Annotated in this window: 4 protein-coding genes; all 4 read right to left on the bottom strand. The window is 44.3% G+C overall.

What is annotated here, in order from left to right:
• Positions 1 to 146: 146 nt before the first annotated feature.
• Positions 147 to 1,070 (bottom strand): hypothetical protein, encoded by a 924-nt coding sequence (locus tag PVV64_RS10130; protein WP_273760864.1) that lies wholly within the window; start codon positions 1,068 to 1,070, stop codon positions 147 to 149.
• Entirely contained in the window at positions 1,009 to 1,497 is a 489-nt protein-coding gene (locus PVV64_RS10125) for a hypothetical protein (protein WP_273760863.1), read from the bottom strand. Before PVV64_RS10125 ends, PVV64_RS10130 begins: the two co-directional genes overlap by 62 nt.
• Entirely contained in the window at positions 1,497 to 2,954 is a 1,458-nt protein-coding gene (locus PVV64_RS10120; protein ID WP_273760862.1) for a hypothetical protein, read from the bottom strand. Before PVV64_RS10120 ends, PVV64_RS10125 begins: the two co-directional genes overlap by 1 nt.
• A gap of 1 nt (position 2,955) precedes the next feature.
• Positions 2,956 to 3,570, bottom strand: a 615-nt coding sequence (locus PVV64_RS10115) for a hypothetical protein (protein ID WP_273760861.1), incomplete at its 5' end; no start/stop codon positions are given.

Genomic DNA, 3,570 nt, shown 5'->3' with positions numbered 1-3,570 from the left:
GCTTTGGGAGCCACACGAGGATAAAGATATCTCAAAATATGAGGTCCATATCGCAATGCCGCCCCAGTTCCTGCTCCAGCTAATAAGCCTAATAATGGAAATGCCATAACGCCCTCCTACAAAACTCTTGTTTAATTATTCTTCAGTTATTGTTTCTGCTTTAAAAGGTCGAGGAGTGCTGGCGACGCTCCTGCTGCCAACGCCGCTCCTATTGGACCACCCACCATGTAACCAAAAGCCATTGGCGCTGTTTGAAGCGCTAAAGATCCTATAGTCCCTACATTCTGCCAAGGATTGTTGCCTGCTATCACTGAAGCGGTGTTATTATTCGTCGTCGTGCCATAATTGCCTGCAAAGCCATGACCGGCATTCCTCAACATGTTCAATCTGTTCCAACCGCTATTGTCTTGTTCCAGCCAACGTTCACGATTGGCATCAACGAGGCGTTGATTGTAATCATTCAAAACACCGCTTCCCTGCAACATATTCGTATAAGCGTTGCCATAACCCTGTAAGAAGTTATTTGATGCTCCCAATTGATTTTGATTGGCTTGGTCAATCATGGCATTGGCTTGCATCATATTCTGCACGTCTTGATTATATTGGTTCGCTGTAGCGCTCGTAGATAAAGCGCCAAGTTCATTTGCTAACACACCCGTATGGGCACCTGAACCATAACGACCTGCTCCCGCAAAAGAGCTGTTAATCGTATCTCTTACACGGTCTAAGCTATTTTGAAGCGCAGCATTAAAAGAGGGATTCTGTCCAACCATCCCACCTGAAGCCATGACTCCAAGATTATTTGCTGCCGCTGTTGGACTCTGGAGCAAATTCACTAAAGAACGGTTTTGGTAATAACTAGGAATACTTCCAAGACCTCCAATCGCATGGTAGGTTGGCGCACTTAACGGTGCAACGCGTGGTCCTCCATAAACATTCCCACCTGCTCCTGAAGCATAAAGATTGAGCGCATCTCTACCACCACGTTTAAAGATACTCTCCACCCAACTAGGAGGGGCGCTTGTCTGCACCTGCCTCTGTTCTGTTGTTGCTGGACTCTTGCTCCCCATTTCTCAATTCCTTCCTATAATAAAGCATATCTATGCCGTAACCTTGCTTCTCTAATGCACGTTTCCAACCTAAGCGACCTAAAATCTCTATTTCAAAGGCGCCATTCTCACGCGCCCAATCCTCTGCAAATTGCAGATTGTCAACCAAATCAAGAACGCCCTTGCCACTACATTCACAAATCAAGGCGCGTTTCTTTCCTAGTGCCGTATATTGAAGCTGTGTTGTAACTGCCGCTAAAAACTGATCTTCATCATCCAAAATAAGCCATAACTGTTTCTTGCCACTACAAATGGCTTCAATGAGTTCTGGCAACGTAACTTCATGTTTGAAACGCTCTACATACGCACTCAATGAAGAAAGTATCTCGTCAAAGTACGGGGCTATACGCTCAAGATCCCAAGAACTGGTCAAATAGACTTTTGCCATTACCCTCTGCCTAAAGGGCGTAAATCAACCTCAAACCCCGTAATATGCTTCCAAGACTCCCCTTCTGGAATACGCAATTTAAAGCGGTGATAACGATTGCGTGAGCGTCCATGATAGGCGCCCGTGACAAAGGAACATACCCTCTCCTTATGCCATGTGATCGGCGTCTTGTCGTTGCGAAGGCGTCTTTCTCCTATGCTTAAAAAACCTTCCAGAGTATCCACTTCTGCAAACATCTTGGTGATAAAACTAAAACTGCCATCGGGTGCTCCCATCTCTTGCGAAACAAGGGTCGCCTCCATAGGGGCTCCTGTAAACACAACAAGACGGTTATGACCATCAAACCCACCAAGCATTGGCGCGCCACTTTGCCAAATTGCACTATCAAGCGAAACCTCTAACCCCTCAAGACTGGTCGAAATCTCATCCAACTGTTCTAAGGTATAGCCTGTGGTAAAAACTGGAAACAATGTGAAAGGATCACCCTGTATCGTTGACCATTTCTGCAAGCCCCAATCATAAACAAAGGTCGTTTGCTTGTTATTGCCACCTTTCAAAGACCAGTAAACGCGATTATGGATAGGGTCTATCACACCTTGCATGCCATCAAGAGCAAACTTATCAAAGGTCGAAAATACCGTTCTATCAACCTTTTCAAAACCTATTGGGAAAATCTGACCATCACCACTCATCTGATAAAAACCGCCATCACTGGCAAAAAAAGCATCACTGCCATGGCAAGCGATAGAGCCTGCACTTCGTGCTCCTCGCTTGTCTTGTATCTTTTGAAACGTAAACACAATCTTAGAACCTGGAACAAAGGTTCCTACATAAATAGCAGAACGCATAAAAATGACGGGGTTCGTGGATTCTGTTGCTCCCTGCACATATTCTCCATCCGGAAAATCCTGAAAATCGCAATTTTTATCCTTAACCGTCCAATGTGTTGCATCATTCAAACCTGACCAATGAATGCGATTGGGATGATCTGTCAATTGCATCAGACAAACAAAAGGTCCCCAAACCTTCACCAAGCCTGCTCTCGGCGGATTGCCTCCTAAATCTGCAAATCTCTCTGAACTCCGAACATTGAATGCCTGTGGTTTGTCATTTTTGTTCACCGCAATAATGGTTTCACCAAACAAAGCAAATGACCACTTGTTCTCTTCATGGGCTTGATAGGTCACACCACTTTGGCTTATGTCTTTCCAACAACGCGTTTGGCTATCATAGCTATAAAGCTTTTGTGCTCCTCCTACGATGATCTTGACACCATGGCTGGTTCTAAAAGCTATACAACCCAATGGCTTCTCTTCTAAAGGCGCAGAAATAACCCTTGCACTAGGCATCGGTATATAACAACCATCTGCAGGTAAAACATTCACAAGGGTATCCGTAAAGCTGCTGTTAACAACCGCAACATCTGGTCGATAATCGGCTATCGGAAAAAAAACCATCTTAGAAATCCGTTGGTATTATTCTGCTAACATTATGACGTTGAGACGTCTCTGCACGCAAGGTATGTAACTGCTCGTTAAAGTCATTATAAGCTGCTGCTGCACAATCGGGCTCTTTGAGTATATTCTTGTACAATTCATATTTTGCACGGGCTTTAATCAAGTCAAACCCATGCACAAACCATGGGTGTTCCTGATTGGCATTCTCAAGCTCTTCCAAACGCACTGGTGAGAGAAGGAGTTGAACCTGATAAGCTCTATCCGGTGTGGGATAAAGATGCAATTTTCTATCAAAGTAACTGTAATAAACCGGCGTTCCCTGCTGGTCTGAAGACAATGAAGGCTCTAAAGAAAAAGGACTTCTTTGCTTCAATTCAATCTTGTGATGTTGATCGGAAAACAGAAACACACTTTTGATTTTTACAGCTGTTTCGATATGGCGGGTATCTGTTGCATCATAGACGCCCTTCCCTGCCTGCGTTGTAAACACCACATCACGGCTTTCGTTAAAGTAAAAACTTTCCCTCTCACAAAAACGAATGGCAGCAAAAATACTTTCTTGGATTTGACCAATATACTCATCCGTGATGTCATCGATTTCGCTTTGAATGACCGA

This window comes from Bartonella sp. ML70XJBT.G, from assembly GCF_028618575.1.
GTDB lineage: Bacteria > Pseudomonadota > Alphaproteobacteria > Rhizobiales > Rhizobiaceae > Bartonella.
Note: the sequence above shows the minus strand (reverse complement) of the source record. Positions and strands in the feature narration are given on the sequence as shown.